Origin of the sequence: Pseudoclavibacter sp. VKM Ac-2867 (assembly GCF_015351275.1) — a bacterium.
Lineage (GTDB): Bacteria > Actinomycetota > Actinomycetes > Actinomycetales > Microbacteriaceae > Pseudoclavibacter.
The window spans coordinates 53,711-70,301 of the sequence record NZ_JADKSL010000020.1 but is presented as its reverse complement, the minus strand read 5'-3'; the positions used below and the strand labels follow the sequence as shown (position 1 = coordinate 70,301).

The following is a 16,591-nucleotide window of genomic DNA, read 5'->3' as shown; positions in this document are numbered from 1 at the left end:
GAGGACGCCTCCCATGGGAGGCGTCCTCTTCGCGTTGCAGCTGGCGGTGTGCTGCGGTCGAGACGCTACTCGGCGAGTGCCGCCTCGATCGCCGCGACGACCTCGGGAGCGTCCGGCTCCGTCGTCGGGCGGAAGCGGGTGACCTTGCCGTCGCGTCCGATGAGGAACTTCTCGAAGTTCCAGCTCACGCGGCCGGCCTTGCCATTCGCGTCCGGAGTCTTCGTCAGCTCCGCGTACAGCGGATGCTGCGACCGGCCGTTGACCTTGACCTTCTCGAACATGGGGAAGCTGACGCCCCACGTGAGCGAGCAGTACTCCTTGATCTTGTCGGTGTCGGAGTACTCCTGCAGGAACTGGTTGCTGGGGAATCCGAGCACCGTGAAGCCCTGCGCGCCGTACTGGCGTTGCAGCTCCTCGAGCTTCTCGTACTGCCCCGAGAGGCCGCACTTCGAGGCGACGTTGACCACGAGCTTCACCGGCTCGTAGGTGGCGAGCTTCTTGGCCTCGCCGTCGATGGTGGTGACTTCGATGTCGTTCACGTTCAGGCTCATAGGTGTGGCAACCGGAGGAGGCGCCCGCCTATTCCGTGTCGACGCAGCTCGGATCGGGCTCACACGAGACGGATAGGCGCATCCGCCTACACTCGAGGCGCTATGGCAGAATTCTGGACTTCCCTCACGACCGCGCTCGCCCCCTTCGACATCCCCATCACGATCGTCTTCTACATCCTCGGGGCGTTCGTGTTCCGGTGGATCCTGCTGCGGCTCATCGACCGCTCCGTGAAGCAGATCGTGAGCGGCGTCAAGAAGAAGCGCGGGGTGACGGACACGCAGGCCATCTCGGTCCGCTCGCCGCTCGCGGCTGTCAGGACGGTGCAGCGCACGCGCACGATCGGGTCGGTGCTGACGAACATCGTCAACGTCGTCATCGTGGTCATCCTCATCGTCATGATCATCGCGAAGATCGACCCGGGCATCCTCGCGTCCCTCTCCCTCCTGAGCGCGGCCGTCGGTGCCGGTCTCGGTTTCGGCGCGCAGCGCATCGTGGGCGACGTCCTCAACGGCCTCTTCATGGTCATGGAGGATCAGCTCGGTGTCGGCGACGTCATCGACATGGGCGAGGCGACGGGTGTCGTCGAGAAGGTCGGCGTGCGCATCACGCAGATCCGCGACGTCGAGGGCACGCTGTGGTTCGTCCGCAACGGCGAGATCCAGCGCGTCGGCAGCTTCTCGCAGGGCTGGAACCGCATCGTGTTCGACCTTGCGGTTCCCTACGAGACTTCCCGCGCGCACGTCGAGCGGGTCATGCTCCATGCGGCGAAGGAGCTCACGGAAGACCCAGACTGGATGGACTACTTCATCGGAACACCCGAGATGTGGGGCATGGAGTCCATCTCCTCAGACGCTGTTGTCCTCCGCCTCACCATCCGCGTCCGCCCCGGCACGCGCTGGGAAGTGGAGCGAGAGCTGCGGGCCCGCACTCAGGACGCGCTAAAGTCGGCCGATATCAACCTGCCATCCCTGAAGGCGATCGTGCTCGAGGGGACTGACGGCCAGCCGACGGCCGGAGGAGGTGCCTGATGACGAACAACCCCATCCACCTCCGAGCCTCAGAGGGCGGGGGCTCGGCTCCCCCGACGCTCTACGACGAGATCGGCGGCATGCCCGCCTTCGACAAGCTCGCCCACGCGTTCTACGAGGGGGTGCGCGACGACGAGCTCATGTGGCGAATGTACCCGCAGGACGACCTCGAGGGGGCGACCTGGCGACTCGGCCACTTCCTCGCCCAGTACTTCGGCGGGCCGAGCGAGTACAGCGCAGAACGCGGACATCCGCGGCTCCGGATGCGCCACAACGCGTTCCACATCAACCCGGAGGCGAGAGAGCACTGGTTGCGGCACATGCACGCGGCCATGGACCAGCTCGACCTCTCCCCCATCCACCGCCAGCAGATGGCCGACTACTTCGACCGCGCGGCGACTGCCATGGTGAACACCTTCGAGCCGAGCCCCGGAGCCGAGTCCGCCTCCTGAGCTCGGCCCGAACAGCCGTGGTCGCCCGACGCAGCCGCGGCTAGACGACGCCCTGCGCGAGCATCGCGTCGACGACCCGCGAGAAGCCCGCGATGTTCGCGCCGATCACGTAGTCGCCCGGCTTCCCGTACTCCTCAGCCGTCTCGCTGCAGCGCGTGTGGATGTCGCGCATGATCTCCGCGAGACGCGCCTCGGTGTACTCGAACGACCACGAGTCGCGCTGCGCGTTCTGCTGCATCTCGAGCGCACTCGTCGCGACACCGCCGGCGTTGGCGGCCTTGCCCGGGCCGAAGAGGACACCCTCCTCCGCCCGGAATCGGTCAGCGGCCTCCTTCGTGCACGGCATGTTCGCCCCCTCGGCGACGACCCGCACGCCGTTCTTGACCAGCGCCGCAGCGGCATCACCATCGAGCTCGTTCTGCGTCGCGCACGGCAGCGCGATGTCGACGGGAACGTGCCACATCGCGGCGGCACTCGACAGCGCCTCCGCTCGCCCGCCAACGCGGTCGACGTACGCCCCGACGCGCTTCCGCTCGACGAGCTTCAGCTGCTTGAGCACCTCGACGTCGATGCCGTCAGGGTCATACACCGCACCGGAGGAGTCGCTGGCTGAGACGACCTTCGCTCCGAGCGCCACGGCCTTCTCCATCGCGTAGATCGCGACGTTGCCGGAACCGGAGACCGCGACCTCCTTGCCGTCGAGGTCGTCGCCCTTGGTCTTGAGCATCTCCTGCGCGAACAGCACCGTCCCATAGCCGGTCGCCTCGGGGCGGACCAGCGACCCACCCCACGTCATGCCCTTGCCCGTCAGCACACCGGCCTCGAAGCGATTGGTGAGGCGCTTGTACTGGCCGAACAGGTAGCCGATCTCGCGCCCGCCCACGCCGATGTCGCCTGCAGGCACGTCCGTGTGCTCGCCGATGTGCCGGTACAGCTCAGACATGAACGACTGGCAGAACGCCATGATCTCGCGGTCGCTGCGACCGCGTGGGTCGAAGTCGGCACCACCCTTCCCTCCGCCGATCGGCATGCCCGTGAGGGCATTCTTGAAGATCTGCTCGAAGCCGAGGAACTTGATGATCCCGAGGTTCACCGACGGGTGGAAGCGCAGGCCGCCCTTGTAGGGGCCGAGCGCCGAGCTGAACTCGACACGATAGCCGCGGTTGACCTGCACGTGCCCGTTGTCGTCGACCCACGGCACGCGGAAGATGATCTGCCGTTCCGGCTCGCTCAACCGGCGGATGACCGCGAGCTCGAAGTACTCGGGGTGGCGCTCGAGCACTGGACCGAGCGTGTCGAGCACCTCGGTCACTGCCTGATGGAACTCCGGTTCCCCCGCGTTGCTCGCGAAGATGTCCTTCTTGAGCCGTTCGATGCTGCGGTCCATGGGTTTCCTCCGGGGGTGCGGCGCACAGGGTGCGCGGGTGCTGAGCGATCGACTCGCTCAGTGGGCGACGGCAGCGTTCAGCGTGCCGAGCTGGATCGCAGGAGCACGTTGCCCTGCGTGGTCTCGAGTCGGAGCCAGGCTCCGGCGGTGAGGATGCGGGTCTCTTCACCCGAGCGCAGGAAGCCGAGGCTGAGGGCGGCGAAGGCGGCTCCGCTCGTGAGACCGCTCTGCTCGTCGATCACGCGCGTCCAGACCTCCGTGCGCACGCGCTCGACCAGCGCGGTGCCCAGGTTGCCTGGCACGGCATCGGCGACTTCGGCGATGCCCTGGTCTGCGGCGGCGATGAGCGTGGCCGCGGACATCGCCCCTGCCAGCGTCCAGCCTCCGGTCGGTGCCGCGATGCCCGCCCACGATTCGCGCAGACGCTCCGGCGGGACGGCGAGGTCGAACCCGGCGGCCGCATCCGCTTCCCCTGACGGGGCGTCACCGCCAGCCGAGCGAAGGCGAGCAAGGCGGTCGAGGAGGCCCCGCAGGGGGACGGTCGCATCGAACGCCCCCGCATGGACGTCGTCGTCAGCCGCCCCCTGGAGCTCGGCTCGCAGCGCGCGGACGCCGAGCACGAGCGGCGAGGTGTCGAGAAGCCCCTGCGGTCGCAGCACGGGAACCCAGAACGCCGCGACCGTGCCGGCCTGCACGATGCGCACGGCTCCGTCTTCGATGCGACCGGCTCGACCGAGGAACGATTCGAGGTCGCGTGCGGCGTGCAGATCGGAGATGCGGAGAACGGGAGACATTGCCCTCTAACCTACTCAGTTCTCCCGGGGCAGCGGGTCCCTAGACTGCTGAGATGGCAGATCTGGTTCCCGAGTCGCCCTCGCACTCGCCCGCGCCGCAGCAGCCGGCGCCGCTCTCGTTCGACGCCCTGGAGGCGCTGTCGCCGCTCGAAGCGTTCCTGCACACGCTGGACCTCACCGACACGGGTGCCCGCACTCGTGACGACATCTTCACGGGTCCGAGCCAGTGGATGCCCCACGGCCGCGTGTTCGGCGGCCAGGTGGCGGCCCAGTCGCTGGTGGCGGCCGCCAGGACCGTGTCGGGTGAGCGCCCCGTGCATTCCATGCACGGCTACTTCCTGCGTCCCGGCGACGTGAAGCTGCCGATCACGTTCGCCGTCGACCGCATCCACGACGGGAACTCGTTCACAACGCGTGCCGTGAGCGCCTTCCAGAGCGGGCAGCCGATCTGGTCGATGATCGCGTCGTTCCAAGACGTGGACGATGGGTTCGAGCACGAGGTGTCGATGCCGGAGGGCATCCCCGACCCGGAGGACCTCCCGAGTGAGGCTGATCTCCTCGAGACGGTGAAGGCGACGCTCGGCGCTGAGGCGCCGGAGTCCCTCGCCGCATACTGGCTGATGAAGCGGCCGTTCACGATGCGGCACGTCAACGGGCCCGTGTACCTCGAGCCCGCCGCCGATCAGACGCCGGCGCAGGCGGTATGGATCAAGGCGGTGGAGCGGATGCCGGACGACCCGCTGCTGCACCGCGCGGCGATCGCGTACGCGAGCGACTACTCGATCCTCGAGCCCATCATGCGTGGGCACGGCCTGACCTGGTCGACGCCGGGGCTGCGCGCTGCGAGTCTCGACCACGGCGTGTGGTGGCATCGGGATGCGCGGGCTGACGAGTGGCTGCTGTATGTGCAGGACTCCCCGGTCGCGCGCGGCGGGCGTGGCCTCTCGCGAGGCCAGCTGTTCTCGCGTGACGGCGCGCTGGTCGCTACGGTGGCCCAGGAGGGCATGGTTCGCCGCAAGCGCAGCTGAACCGCAGCGCCGGGCGCCCGGGACGGGAGGCCACGGAGCGCCCCGCGCCCGGGTCAGGCGTTGCTGCGGCCGCCGCGGAACGTGAGGGGCTCGTCGAGGTAGGCGGTCCATGCGTCGCGTTCGCGGTCGTTGATGCGCCGCGGCCGCTGGGTCGCCGCGTCGATGAACACGAGCGTCGAGGACGCGATGACGTACTTCGTGCGTTCGCCGCTCTCTGGCTGCGCGTCTTCGGGGCTCCAGATCTCGTAGTCGACCTCCGCGCTGGCGGCGCCCATCTTGGAGATCCACAGCTGCACGTCGAGGGGCTTCGTGGAATACGGGATCGGGGCGAGGTACTCGATCTCGTTGCGGGCGATGAGGGTGAGCGTGTCGCCACCCTCCGCGGCCGCGTCGATGATCGCGAGGGGGCGCTCTTCGTCGTTGGATGCACCGATGTTCCAGAAGGCGCGGACTCGCGCTTCCTCGAGGAGGGTGAGCACACGCGAGTTGTTGACGTGGTTGTAGGCGTCGAGGTCGCTCCAGCGGAGGAGCGTGGGAACGTGGAAGCGCATCGGAGTCGGTGGTCCTTCGGGTCTGCTTGGCGCCGGCGCGAGCCGACATCGTCTGGCGGGGTGGGACGAGGAAACCCCGGGGTCGCGCTGTGCGACCCCGGGGTTCCTGGTGGGACTAGTCCCTCGTGAGCTTGCGGTAGGTCATCCGCGACGGCTTCGCCGCGTCCGGGCCGAGGCGCTCGATCTTGTTCTCCTCGTAGCCCTCGAAGTTGCCCTCGAACCAGTGCCAGTGGCTCGGGTCTTCCTCGGTGCCCTCGTAGGCGAGGATGTGCGTGGCGATGCGGTCGAGGAACCACCGGTCGTGCGTGATGACCACGGCGCAGCCGGGGTACTCGAGCAGCGCGTTCTCGAGGCTCGAGAGCGTTTCGACGTCGAGGTCGTTCGTGGGCTCGTCGAGCAGCAGCAGGTTGCCGCCCTGCTTGAGGGTGAGCGCCAGGTTGAGGCGGTTGCGCTCACCACCGGAGAGCACGCCTGCCTTCTTCTGCTGGTCTGGTCCCTTGAACCCGAAGGTGGAGACGTAGGCCCGTGACGGGATCTCGACGTTCCCGACCTGCATGTAGTCGAAGCCGTCGGAGACGACCTCCCACACGTTCTTCTCGGGGTCGATGCCGCCGCGGGACTGGTCGACGTAGGAGAGCTTGACCGTCTCGCCGATCTTGAGCTCGCCACCGTCGAGCTCTTCGAAGCCGACGATCGACTTGAAGAGCGTCGTCTTGCCGACGCCGTTCGGTCCGATGATGCCGACGATGCCGTTGCGGGGCAGCGAGAAGCTGAGCCCGTCGATGAGAACTCGCTCGCCGAAGCCCTTCTTCAGCTTGTTGGCCTCGAGGACGATGCTGCCGAGGCGGGGGCCAGCGGGGATCTGGATCTCCTCGAAGTCGAGCTTCCTGGTGCGCTCGGCCTCGGAAGCCATCTCCTCGTAGCGGGCGAGGCGCGCCTTCGACTTGGCCTGGCGGCCCTTGGCGTTGGTGCGCACCCAGGCGAGCTCCTCTTCGAGGCGCTTCGCGAGCTTCTGGTCCTTCTTGCCCTGGACCTTGAGACGCTCCTGCTTCTTCTCGAGGTAGCTCGAGTAGTTGCCCTCGTAGCCGTGGAGGCGGCCGCGGTCGATCTCGGCGATCCACTGGGCGACGTGGTCGAGGAAGTACCGGTCGTGCGTGATGGCGATGACTGCGCCTGGGTACTTCTGGAGGTGCTGCTCGAGCCAGAGCACGCTCTCGGCGTCGAGGTGGTTCGTGGGCTCGTCGAGGAGCAGCAGGTCGGGCTTCTCGAGCAGGAGCTTGCAGAGCGCGACGCGGCGCTTCTCACCACCCGACAGGACGCTGACGTCGGCGTCTCCCGGTGGGAGGCGGAGGGCGTCCATCGCCTGCTCGAGCTGCGAGTCGAGGTCCCAGGCATCGACGTGGTCGATGTACTCCTGGAGGGTGCCCATCTCTTCCATGAGCGCGTCGAAGTCGGCGTCGGGTTCCGCCATGAGGGCTGAGATCTCGTTGAAGCGGTCGAGCTTCGCCTTCGTCTCGGCGACGCCGAGTTCGACGTTCTCGCGAACCGTCTTCGTCTCGTCGAGCTCCGGCTCCTGCATGAGGATGCCGACCGTGAAGCCCGGGCTGAGGGTCGCGTCGCCGTTCGAGGGGGTGTCGAGGCCAGCCATGATCTTGAGGATCGTGGACTTACCGGCCCCATTGGGGCCGACCATGCCGATCTTGGCACCTGGGAGGAACGACATCGTCACGTCGTCGAGAATGAGCTTGTCTCCGACCGCCTTGCGGGCGCGGATCATCTGATAAATGTACTCGGCCATGGGTTCCAGTCTAGGAGTTGGTTGGCACTCGGCGCGCGGCGCTTCGCTACCAGGTGATGGGCTGTGTGAGTCCGATGAGGCATTTGCCCGTGCTGACGGGGGCGACGATGTCCGAGGTGTAGCCGCGCGGGCCGCGTTGGCCGACGAGGCACTCCTCGCCGATCTTCACGGAGACGATGATGTAGTCGGCTTCGAGATCGACGTTCGTGCGGTCGAACGTGACTTCCATGGCGGCCTTGTCGAAGCCGATCGCGGTGAGCCCGTCGACGAGCTCGACGGAGCTCGCTGAGCCATTGGTCGCGATCGTCTGCAGGTTCGTCTCATCGAAGATCGGCTTGTTGTCGCTCGCCGTTCCATCGGTAACGAAGGTCGCGGGTGGCGCTTGCGTCGCCTCGGCGGCCGCGGTCGTCTCGGCCGGTGGCTGCGCCTCTTGCGACGAGCATCCCGCCAGCGCCAGCGCCGCCACCAGAGCCACTGGGGCGATGAGAGCGTAACGGCGCATTCGTGACCTTTCTCGGACGGGGCGGTCACCAGTGTAGGTGGCCGGGCGCTCAGAAGGGCGGCTGGTACTCGCTCTCCTCGGAGACGGGCGGCTTGTGCCACTCCACCTCGTCAGGTGCTGGCGCCGGTTCATCTGCTTCCGGCGGGGCCTCGCCCTGCATTCCTCCGTGCCCCTGCGCCCCGCCGACTCGCTGCCGCTGGTCAGCGCCGCCCTCATCCTGGCGCACGCGCAGACGCTTCGCGAACGTCGAGGAGCCCGCCGTGAGGTCGTGACCGAGCGCATCCGCCACCACCTCGTGCTTCGTGCGAGGCCCGTTCTGCGAGTCGAACCTGCGCATCCGGAGCTTGCCGACGACGATCACCCGCTGCCCCTTCTCGAGCGATTTCTCCGCGTGCGTCGCGAGGTCTCCCCACGCGGCCACGTCGTACCAGTTGGGGTCGACATCCTCCCAGCTGTTCGTCGCCCGGTTCAGGCGACGAGAGTTGGTGGCGATGCGGAAGTTCACGACGAGCTGCCCGCTCGGCGTCGTCGTCAGCTCGGGCTTGCTGCCGAGGTTTCCGATGAGCGTGATGTGGTCGTGCATGTCTCCCCCTTGGATCTCGATGCGATGCGATGCGATCCGGCGCGGCGCTCGTGCCGGGAGCTCCGCGCCGGATCGTGGCACCAGTGTCGAGCTGGGAGGAGATGATCGTGTCCATGGGAAAGGCGCCTGTGCACGGCATAGCGTGCACAGGCGCCTTGTCGGCAGAGTGCCGAGGAGATCTGCAGAGGGCCGAGGAGGTCAGAGCATGTACTGCGTGAACTTCGCGCGCACCTTGTTGACCTTGGGCACGGCGACGAAGTTGCAGTAGCCCTGGCCCGGGTTCTTCGCGAAGAAGTCCTGGTGGTAGTCCTCGGCATCGAAGTACTGGCCGAGTGGCGAGATCTCGGTGACGATGCCGCCGCCCCAGAGCTCATCGGCACGGTCGCGCGCGGCTTCGAAAAGCTCCCGCTGGGCGTCGTCGGCGTAGTACATCGCCGAGCGGTACTGGGTGCCGACGTCGTTCCCCTGTCGGTTGAGCTGGCGGGGGTCGTGGAGCGTGAAGAAGATATCGAGGATGACATCAGCCGGCACCACGTCCTCGTCGAAGACGACGCGCACCGCCTCGGCGTGCCCGGTCGTGCCGGTGCACACGAGCTCGTAGTCGGGCTTCGGGTGCTCACCACCCGTGTAGCCGGAGATCACATCGCTGACGCCTTTGACGTTCCTGTACACGGCATCGAGACACCAGAAGCAGCCACCTGCAAGCACGAATTCGGTCATGCGGCAAGGCTACGCCGGTGCGCGAGAACTTGGCTGAGCCCTGCGCGAACACGGCACCGGACGAAGAATGTCGGTGGTCGCTCCTAGCCTGACCTCATGTTCACGACGCAGCTGACCCAGCCCACGCAAGCTCCCGTTCTGGCGCCCCGCACCGGACCATTCACCCAGCGTTTCGCCGAGCTGACCGCCACTCAGGTCCACGCCGCGCGGTGGCGCATCACGGGGTCCAACGGAGCGGTGCGCGGCTACGTCGAGGAGCACCCGCGCGGCTCTGGCGTGGTCTACGCAGCGACCCGCATGAGCCGCACGACCACCACGTTCCTTACGCTCGACGAGTTCTCCGACTTCCCCGAGGCGGTGAAGGCGTTCCGCTACCTCTGAGCACCACCGCCCTCACCCCGAGGAGGCGTCGTCGCCGAGAACCCTCAGTCTCGCCACCAGGTATCGGTCGGCAGCACCGGCAGCTGACGCTTGTGCTCGGTCTTGCGATAAAGGGCTTCGATGCGGGCTGCCGTCTCGACATCGACTTCCCCACCCGTGAGGTAGGTGTCGATCTGGGTGTAGCTGAGACCGAGGTTCGCCTCGTCGGTCTGCCCCGGCGTCTCATCGAGCAGGTCGGCGGTGGGCGCCTTCACGTACAGCCGCTCCGGGGCACCGAGCTCTTCGAGCAGCAGGCGCCCCTGGCCCTTCGTGAGCCCCGCAAGGGGATTCAGGTCGGTGCCGCCGTCGCCGTACTTCGTGAAGAACCCCGTGACGGCTTCGGCCGCGTGGTCGGTGCCCAGCACGAGGAAGCCACGCTCACCCGCGATGGCGTACTGCGCGACCATGCGCTGACGAGCCTTGGAGTTGCCCTTGTTGAAATCAGTGATGGCACGGCCCATGGCTTGCAGGAATGCATGCTGGAGGCCGTCGGTCGCCGGCTTGATGTCGAAGCTGATGCGCTCGTCTGGCTCGATGAAGTCCAGCGCAAGCTGAGCGTCGTCTTCGTCGGCCTGGACGCCGTGCGGCAAGCGGACCGCGACGAACGTCGCCTCGCCGCCCTCCGCGCGGATCTGCTCGACGGCGAGCTGGGCGAGCTTGCCGAGCAGTGACGAGTCCTGGCCACCGCTGATGCCGAGCACAAGACCCTTGGAGCCGCTTGCGAGCAGGTAGTCGCGCATGAACGCGATTCGATCCCGAATCTCCGCCGCTGGATCGATGACCGGCTTGACGCCGAGGGCCGTGATGATTTCCTGTTGTGCGCTCATGGTGCGAACGATCCTAGCGAGCGCCTGTTTCGGTGGGGAGTCATTTTCAGGGGCAAGCGCCTTGAGCGTCGATTCCTCGGCCCGAAGTGAGGCCGCTCAGCTGCGCACGAGACGGGCGATGGCATCGGATGCTTCCTTGAGCTTCTGCTCGCCTTCGGCTCCGCCGAGCCTCACGGCGTCGGCGACGCAGTGCTTCAGGTGGTCGTCCATGAGGCCGAGCGCGACGTTCTCGAGGGCGGAGGTGATCGCGGAGATCTGGGTGAGGATGTCGATGCAGTACTGCTCCTCGTCGACCATCCGGTGGATGCCCCTCGCCTGCCCCTCGATGCGCTTGAGTCGAGTCAGGTACCTGCTCTTGTCCTCGATGTAGCCGTGGTGGGCGTGGCCGCCCGCTTCGGTGGTCTCGCTCATGATGCTGCCTTTCGTGGTGTGGGCTCGGGAGTGGCGCTCGGAGCTTCGAGGCCTCGGAAGGCGCGAAGCCGAAGGCTGTTGCCGACGACGAACACGCTCGAGAATGCCATGGCCGCGCCTGCGAGCATGGGGTTGAGCATGCCGAGCGCCGCGAGCGGGATTGCCGCGACGTTGTAGGCGAACGCCCAGAAGAGGTTGCCCTTGATGGTGCCGAGCGTGCGACGGGAGAGGCGGATCGCATCCACCGCGGCGAGGAGGTCGTCGCGCACGAGCGTGACGTCGGCCGCCTCGATGGCGATGTCCGATCCCGTTCCCATGGCGAGACCGAGGTCGGCTTGGGCGAGTGCCGCCGCGTCGTTGACGCCGTCTCCGACCATCGCGACGACGCGCCCCTCACCCTGCAGGCGGCGGATCACATCGACCTTCTCCTGGGGCAGCACCTCGGCGATGACCTCATCGATGCCGACTGCGGCCGCGACCTGCTTCGCGACGGTGGAGTTGTCGCCGGTCAGCAGCACCGGGGCAAGCCCGAGGCGGCGCAGCTCGGCGATGGCACGCTCGCTCGTCGGCTTGATGGTGTCGGCCACGGAGAGCACGCCGCGCGCCTCACCGTCCCAGGCGACGATGACGGTCGTCTGCCCGAGGGCCTCGGCCTCGCGCTTACGAGTCGCCAGCTCCTCGCCCAGCTCTATGGCCCAGTCGGCGAGCAGCTGCTCGCGTCCGATGACGACGAGGTGGCCATCGACGATGCCCTGCACTCCGGTGCCCTCGTGGTTCTGGAAGGAATCGACGGCAGGCAGCGGGCCGACCTCTGCTGCGGCCCCGACCGCGAGCGCACGAGCGATGGGGTGCTCCGACGCGGATTCGAGCGCCCCCGCGAGCCTGAGGAGGTCGCCTCTCGAGACGCCATCCGCGCTCCACGCCCCGACGAGGGCCATCTTGCCGCTCGTGACCGTGCCGGTCTTGTCGAGCACGATTGTGTCGACTCGGCGCGTGGACTCGAGGATCTCTGGGCCTTTGATGAGGATGCCGAGCTGCGCGCCGCGTCCCGTGCCGACGAGCAGCGCCGTGGGGGTCGCGAGGCCGAGCGCGCACGGGCAAGCGATGATGAGCACGGCGACGGCCGCGGTGAAGGCAGCCGCGGCGGGGAAGCCGGCGCCGAGCCAGGCCCCGAGGGTCGCGACGGAGATGACGATGACGATGGGGACGAAGACGCCAGAGATGCGGTCAGCCAGTCGCTGGACCTCGGCCTTGCCGGTCTGGGCATCTTCGACGAGCTTCGCCATCTGCGCGAGCTGCGTATCGCCGCCGACCTTCGTCGCTCGAACCACGAGGCGCCCACCCGCGTTGATCGTCGCACCGACGACACGGTCGCCCTCGACGACCTCGACGGGGACTGACTCGCCGGTGAGCATCGAGGCGTCGACGGCGGAGCGGCCGCCCGTGACGACCCCGTCTGTGGCGATCTTCTCGCCGGGGCGCACGACGAACTCGTCGCCGACGCGCAGCTCGCTGATCGCGATGCGGGTCTCCGCTCCCCCACGCAGGACGGCGACGTCCTTCGCGCCGAGCTCGAGGAGAGCACGGAGGGCCGCACTGGCCTGTCGCTTGGATCGCTTCTCGAAGTAGCGACCGGCGAGCACGAACATCGTGACGCCGGCGGCGACCTCGAGGTAGATGTTGGCCGCGCCGTCGGAGGGGGCGATGGTGAGCTCGAACGGGTGCTTCATGCCCGCCTCGCCCGCCGTGCCGAGGAAGAGTGCGTAGAGCGACCACGCGAAGGCGGCGAGCGTGCCGACCGAGATGAGCGTGTCCATCGTCGCGCTGCCGTGGCGGAGGTTCATCCAGGCCGCCCTGTGGAAGGGCCAGGCTCCCCAGACGATGACCGGGGCGGCGAGTGCGAGCGAGGCCCACTGCCAGTAGGTGAACTGGAAGGCGGGGATCATGGCGAGCAGGATCACGGGGACGGAGAGCACGATGCTGCCGATGAGTCGCTGGCGCAGGCTCGCGAGCTCGGGATCAGCATCCGCAGACCCCTCGCTCGGTTCCGCCGCTTCCGGAGTCGGCAGCGCGGCGGTGTAGCCCGTCTTCTCGACTTCGTCGATGAGGGATTGCGGGTCGAGCCCATCCGGTGCGCTGACGCGGGCCTTCTCGGTCGCGTAGTTGACGGATGCGGTGACGCCATCCAGCTTGTTGAGCTTCTTCTCGATGCGCATGGCGCAGGAGGCGCAGGTCATGCCGCCGATCTCGAGCTCGATGTCGGTGGTCGTGTTCATCGTTCTCCCTCTCCGTGCTCGGGGGCTTCGGAGTGCTCGTCCGGAGTCTGGTGGATCTGTGGGCGCCAGTCGTCAGCCAGGTCTGCGTCGACAGCGAGCTGCGCCGTGAAGAAGGCCGCGCCGAAGACCGCCGCGAGGAGCGCGGCGTAGAGGCTGAGCTTGACCGGCACGTTCACGTCAGGCCCTGGTCGCTGCGTAGCCGGCCTCGTCGACGGCGGCGATCACGGCCGCATCGTCGAGGGGCTCTGCGCTCTCGACGACAAGGCGCCCGGTCTCGGCCGAGACGTCGACGCCCGCGACGCCCGCGAGGTCGCTGACCTCCTGGGTGACGGCGCGCTCGCAGTGGGCGCAGGTCATGCCCGTGACCTGGTACGTGGTGGTGGTCATCCTGATCTCCTTGCCGGGGCAGTGCCCCCTGGGGGTATGTACGGTGTGTGTAACCGTATACCCCTGGCAGGTATTCCCAGGCTCAGATTCAGAACCCGGCGACGACTGAGAACAGCCGGCCGAGGAGTGCGCAGATCAGTCTTCGCGCAGGATCCGGTAGCCGCGCAGCGGGTCGTAGCCGTGGATCTCGCGCGTATCGAGGACGGCCATGAAGTCGAGCACCTCATCGGTGACGAGCTGTCCTGGCACGAGCACGGGGAACCCTGGCGGGTACGGCGTGACGAAGCCCGCGGAGATCGGCGAGGCACCTCCCCTGACCCGTTCGGCGAGCTGGGCGTGGCTGAGGTGCTCGATGTTCGCGCGGCGCTGGCCCCGGAAGAACGCCGTCCGCAGGTCACCGTCCGGGAGCCCATCAGCTGAGGCGTACTCGGGCGCGAACGCGCTGAAGTCGGGCAGCGGCGGCATCGGCGCGGGCGCGGGACGCTCGCCATCGATCTCCCGAGCCTGGGACTCCTCCTCGAAGCGCTCCGCGAGCTTCACGAGCACCTCGATGAGGTAGCCGACGGAACTGCGGGAAGTGCCGATGTTCGTCATGAACAGCACCGTGTTGCGGCTCGTCTTGTTGACCTGGATGCCATAGCGATCCATGAGGTGCTCGTGCTTGAACGTGTCACCGTCGACACCCGTGCGCGAGATCTCCACCGTGATCCGGCTCGGGTCGACGACGAACTCGTCTTCCTCCCACGCCTGCCACATCGTCGAGAACCCGTCTCGGTGCGGCATGGGTCTCATGCTGGCGCGATTCTCGGCCGGGATCAGATCGTGGCCGGACAGCACACGGAAGGTCCGGCGCAGCAGCGGGTGACGCGCGATGGCCTGCGCGATACTCGTCGCCAGATCCAGCTGACGCTGGACGAGCTCGAACCCCTCCAACTCCACCTGGCGTCGCCCGAGGTCGAGCGAGGCGAGGATCTGATAGTTCGGCGACGTCGAGGTGTGCGTCATGTACGCCTCGTGGAACGGCTCCTCCGCCTCTCGGTACCAGTCCTTGTCGTAGACGTGGATCATCGAGCCCTGACGCAGCGCAGTGAGGGTCTTGTGGGTCGACTGCGTCGCGTAGACCCGGATCCGTGCATCCGGGGAAGGCAGGAGCCGCTCGGCGAGCCACACCTCGTCGGCGGCAGGCTCGCCCGTCTCGGGGTCGAAGAGGCGTGCGCGCTGCTCCTGGTAGGCCGTCGCGTGCGCGGTGGTGGCCAGCCGATCCTCGAGGTGCTTTGCTGCCGCCATCGCGGTGCGCCGGCGCGTGATGGGGTGGAACGCGGCGAACGCGAACCAGGCTTCGTCCCAGAGGAACACGAGGTCCGGCTTGATGGCGAGGCACTCCGCCATGACCCGCTCCGGGTCGTAGACGATGCCGTCGAAGGTGCAGTTGGTGAGCGTCACGAGGCGCACCTCGTCGAGGCGCCCCGCTGCGCGGTAGTCGAGCAGGAGCTGCTTGATGCGGTCGAGCGGCACCGCCCCGTAGAAGGCGAACTCGTTGAGCGGGTACGCCTCGAGGTAGGCCGTGCGGGCACCGGTGAGCATGAGCGCGTGGTGGTGCGACTTGTGGCAGTTGCGGTCGACGAGCACGATGTCGCCGGGCGAGACGAGCGCCTGGTGCACGATCTTGTTGGCCGTTGAGGTGCCGTTCGTGACGAAGAACGTGTGCTTCGCCCCGAACGCGCGGGCCGCGAGCTCCTGCGACTTCTTGATCGCTCCGACTGGGGCGAGCAGCGAATCGAGGCCGCCCGAGGTGGCGCTCGTCTCGGCGAGCAGGAGGTTGAGGCCGTAGAAGTCGACGAGGTCCGTGATCCACTTCGAGGTGACCACCGACCCGCCGCGCGAGATCGGCAGGGCGTGGAACACACCGGCTGGGCGCCTGGCGTGCTCCTGGATCGCGGTGAAGAACGGGGTGTCGTAGAGGTGGGAGACGCGCCGCAGCAGCGACAGGTGCAGCTCGAGCTGATCCTCGCGCAGGAACACGCGGCGGAAGCGTCTCGTGAGCACGCCGGCGAGGTCTTCGATGTGCGCGCCCGCGACGAGGTACAGGTCGAGCTCGGGCCGGAGGGTGTTGAGCGTGTCGGCGAGCCCGAGCACGCGCTGCACCGAGGCGAGGCTCGAGCGCGACGTCGCCGTGGTCCCGGCCGAGTCGACGTGGGCCAGCTCGATGGTCTCGCGCATGTCGCGGCTGAGGCGCTGCTGGCTGCGGTCGCTGAAGCCGGGGCGGATGATGACGGCGAGGATGTTCGGGTTCGTGAGCACGGCCGCGACGGCGTCGTCCGCCGACGGCACGATCACGTAGTCGTACACGAACGCGTCCGCGGCGCTGCGGAGCTTCAGGATGTCGGCGCGAAGCGCGTCCCGGTCTGCGGTGGTCGTCTCGTCGACGAGGAGCACTTCGAAGCGGGGCCGAGGGTCGGCGTCATCCTGCAGCTCTGCACGCTCCGCCTCGTCGAGGCGGTCCTCGCGATGGTCGGCAGGGATGCTCGTGCCCCGCAGCCGACTCACGACCCGGCCGATGCGCTCGAGGGCAGTCGAGTACTCGCCCTTGTCGAGCGACTCGCGGATCTCTGCGACGTAGCGCTGCCCGAAGCCCGCCCAGTAGAGCTCGAGCGTCTCGAGCGCGCGGAGGTTTCGCGAGATCTCGCCGTCTGCATCCAGGATGCTCGATGTCTCGTGCCCCGACTCGAGGCGCTTGATCGCGAACCGGAGGTACTCCCACGCGTCGCTGCGCAGGCGCCAGGTGCTGGTCGGCATGCCCGGATCTCGTTCCAGGCTGTGACCGGAGGCGCGACGATCAGCGTCGATCGCGGTATTGGCGGAATCGTGGAGACCT

At 67.7% G+C, this 16,591-nt stretch carries 18 protein-coding genes; 4 read left to right on the top strand and 14 right to left on the bottom strand.

What is annotated here, in order from left to right; genetic code table 11:
• Positions 1–65 precede the first annotated feature (65 nt).
• Positions 66–545 (bottom strand): glutathione peroxidase, encoded by a 480-nt coding sequence (locus ITJ67_RS16625; RefSeq protein ID WP_374953225.1) that lies wholly within the window; start codon positions 543–545, stop codon positions 66–68.
• Positions 546–653: 108 nt separating this feature from the next.
• On the opposite strand from ITJ67_RS16625, the gene ITJ67_RS16620 reads away from it, so the two are divergent.
• Complete coding sequence (locus ITJ67_RS16620) at positions 654–1,580, top strand: mechanosensitive ion channel family protein (protein ID WP_160070588.1); 927 nt, start codon at positions 654–656, stop codon at positions 1,578–1,580.
• Positions 1,580–2,032: a globin gene (locus ITJ67_RS16615; RefSeq protein ID WP_194678380.1), complete on the top strand. Its 453-nt coding sequence runs from the start codon at positions 1,580–1,582 to the stop codon at positions 2,030–2,032. Before ITJ67_RS16620 ends, ITJ67_RS16615 begins: the two co-directional genes overlap by 1 nt.
• 40 nt (positions 2,033–2,072) lie before the next feature.
• Here ITJ67_RS16615 and gdhA read toward each other — a convergent pair whose 3' ends face one another.
• Both gdhA and ITJ67_RS16605 read right to left on the bottom strand, forming a co-directional pair.
• A complete protein-coding gene (gene gdhA, locus ITJ67_RS16610; RefSeq protein ID WP_194678379.1) occupies positions 2,073–3,419 on the bottom strand; it encodes an NADP-specific glutamate dehydrogenase in 1,347 nt (448 codons plus the stop codon).
• A gap of 77 nt (positions 3,420–3,496) precedes the next feature.
• Positions 3,497–4,213: a hypothetical protein gene (locus ITJ67_RS16605; RefSeq protein WP_160070590.1), complete on the bottom strand. Its 717-nt coding sequence runs from the start codon at positions 4,211–4,213 to the stop codon at positions 3,497–3,499.
• Positions 4,214–4,266: 53 nt separating this feature from the next.
• Between ITJ67_RS16605 and ITJ67_RS16600 the strand changes: the two genes are divergently transcribed.
• The gene (locus ITJ67_RS16600; protein ID WP_194678378.1) at positions 4,267–5,241 is read left to right on the top strand and encodes an acyl-CoA thioesterase; all 975 of its coding nucleotides are present in this window, start codon (positions 4,267–4,269) and stop codon (positions 5,239–5,241) included.
• A gap of 53 nt (positions 5,242–5,294) precedes the next feature.
• Here the strand turns inward: ITJ67_RS16600 and ITJ67_RS16595 are convergent, their stop codons facing one another.
• The 5 genes from ITJ67_RS16595 to msrA all read right to left on the bottom strand — a co-directional run bounded on the left by ITJ67_RS16595 (position 5,295) and on the right by msrA (position 9,395).
• The gene (locus tag ITJ67_RS16595; protein ID WP_194678377.1) at positions 5,295–5,792 is read right to left on the bottom strand and encodes an acyl-CoA thioesterase; all 498 of its coding nucleotides are present in this window, start codon (positions 5,790–5,792) and stop codon (positions 5,295–5,297) included.
• 115 nt (positions 5,793–5,907) lie between these two features.
• The gene (gene ettA, locus ITJ67_RS16590; protein WP_104330988.1) at positions 5,908–7,590 is read right to left on the bottom strand and encodes an energy-dependent translational throttle protein EttA; all 1,683 of its coding nucleotides are present in this window, start codon (positions 7,588–7,590) and stop codon (positions 5,908–5,910) included.
• Positions 7,591–7,636: 46 nt separating this feature from the next.
• Positions 7,637–8,092 (bottom strand): DUF6993 domain-containing protein, encoded by a 456-nt coding sequence (locus tag ITJ67_RS16585; RefSeq protein WP_194678376.1) that lies wholly within the window; start codon positions 8,090–8,092, stop codon positions 7,637–7,639.
• Between the two features lie 49 nt (positions 8,093–8,141).
• Complete coding sequence (locus ITJ67_RS16580) at positions 8,142–8,675, bottom strand: single-stranded DNA-binding protein (RefSeq protein ID WP_194678375.1); 534 nt, start codon at positions 8,673–8,675, stop codon at positions 8,142–8,144.
• Positions 8,676–8,873: 198 nt separating this feature from the next.
• Entirely contained in the window at positions 8,874–9,395 is a 522-nt protein-coding gene (gene msrA / locus ITJ67_RS16575; RefSeq protein WP_104330985.1) for a peptide-methionine (S)-S-oxide reductase MsrA, read from the bottom strand.
• A gap of 96 nt (positions 9,396–9,491) precedes the next feature.
• On the opposite strand from msrA, the gene ITJ67_RS16570 reads away from it, so the two are divergent.
• Positions 9,492–9,776, top strand: coding sequence for a hypothetical protein (locus ITJ67_RS16570; RefSeq protein WP_104240738.1), 285 nt, complete (start codon positions 9,492–9,494; stop codon positions 9,774–9,776).
• Between the two features lie 44 nt (positions 9,777–9,820).
• Here ITJ67_RS16570 and nadE read toward each other — a convergent pair whose 3' ends face one another.
• The 6 genes from nadE to ITJ67_RS16540 form a co-directional block, all read right to left on the bottom strand.
• The gene (nadE, locus tag ITJ67_RS16565) at positions 9,821–10,642 is read right to left on the bottom strand and encodes an ammonia-dependent NAD(+) synthetase (RefSeq protein WP_194678374.1); all 822 of its coding nucleotides are present in this window, start codon (positions 10,640–10,642) and stop codon (positions 9,821–9,823) included.
• Between the two features lie 96 nt (positions 10,643–10,738).
• On the bottom strand, positions 10,739–11,053 hold the full coding sequence (locus ITJ67_RS16560; RefSeq protein WP_104330982.1) for a metal-sensitive transcriptional regulator: 315 nt from the start codon (positions 11,051–11,053) through the stop codon (positions 10,739–10,741).
• Positions 11,050–13,329: a heavy metal translocating P-type ATPase gene (locus tag ITJ67_RS16555; protein WP_194678373.1), complete on the bottom strand. Its 2,280-nt coding sequence runs from the start codon at positions 13,327–13,329 to the stop codon at positions 11,050–11,052. The genes ITJ67_RS16560 and ITJ67_RS16555 overlap by 4 nt, the downstream gene beginning before the upstream one ends.
• Positions 13,326–13,505, bottom strand: coding sequence for a hypothetical protein (locus tag ITJ67_RS16550; RefSeq protein WP_194678372.1), 180 nt, complete (start codon positions 13,503–13,505; stop codon positions 13,326–13,328). The genes ITJ67_RS16555 and ITJ67_RS16550 overlap by 4 nt, the downstream gene beginning before the upstream one ends.
• A 1-nt stretch (position 13,506) precedes the next feature.
• On the bottom strand, positions 13,507–13,716 hold the full coding sequence (locus ITJ67_RS16545) for a heavy-metal-associated domain-containing protein (RefSeq protein ID WP_194678371.1): 210 nt from the start codon (positions 13,714–13,716) through the stop codon (positions 13,507–13,509).
• A 135-nt stretch (positions 13,717–13,851) separates the two neighbouring features.
• Complete coding sequence (locus ITJ67_RS16540) at positions 13,852–16,512, bottom strand: aminotransferase class I/II-fold pyridoxal phosphate-dependent enzyme (RefSeq protein ID WP_228503188.1); 2,661 nt, start codon at positions 16,510–16,512, stop codon at positions 13,852–13,854.
• Positions 16,513–16,591 lie beyond the last annotated feature (79 nt).